Consider the following 697-nt stretch of genomic DNA (forward strand, 5'->3'; position numbering starts at 1 on the left):
GGCAACAGTGACTTGTTTTACTGCTTCGATTTTGAATTGTTCGGGGTAACGTTTATGGCTCATGGACACCTCTTTTTTTAGCTAGTTTATCTAACTAAAAGGTGTCTAGGAAATCAGTGGCGATTCAGTTTTACTCGAATGATCCTGTTGATGTATTAGGACATCTGAGCCGTGGTAATAGCCCCTCCAATGGTTTTAATCGTTATGCATACGCCAATAACAATCCGTATAAGTATGTTGATCCTGATGGTGAGTTCGCTTTTTTCATACCATTGATTGGCGCGGCGATAGGTGGTTATCAAGCCTTTAAGATGGCATCGGACATGGGGGCTAGTAACAGTGAGGCCTTTATTGCAGGCGCAGTTGGAGCTCTCGTTGGTGGTCTCTCTGGGGGAATTGTTGGGACTACTGCAGGTTTTGGAGTTAAAGTAGCGGCTCAGCAAGCGCTCACTCAAGGAGCAGCGAAAACAGCTGCGCAAACTGCAGGTGCAATGGCTTCTGGTTTTGCATCAGGTGCGGCAACCCAAATGGCTGGAGATGCTATTGGTGATATATCTCGCGGAGAAGTACCTAAATAACTGTTCCAAATAGTAGATCACAGGAAGGGAACTCAGTCCTGTTTGAGCGATCAGATCTATCGCCAAACAAACCCACCACTCGCCGAGGACTGAGAATGGCCATCTTAGCACCACTATGC

General features: G+C 46.5%; 1 protein-coding gene. It reads left to right on the forward strand.

Features of this window, described 5'->3' with window-relative positions; translation table 11 throughout:
* Positions 1 to 116: 116 nt before the first annotated feature.
* Positions 117 to 578, forward strand: a complete 462-nt coding sequence (locus J3L11_RS18890; protein ID WP_207571995.1) for a hypothetical protein — start codon at positions 117 to 119, stop codon at positions 576 to 578.
* Positions 579 to 697: the final 119 nt, after the last annotated feature.

This window comes from Shewanella sp. 4t3-1-2LB (genome assembly GCF_017368415.1).
Taxonomy (GTDB): domain Bacteria; phylum Pseudomonadota; class Gammaproteobacteria; order Enterobacterales; family Shewanellaceae; genus Shewanella; species Shewanella fodinae.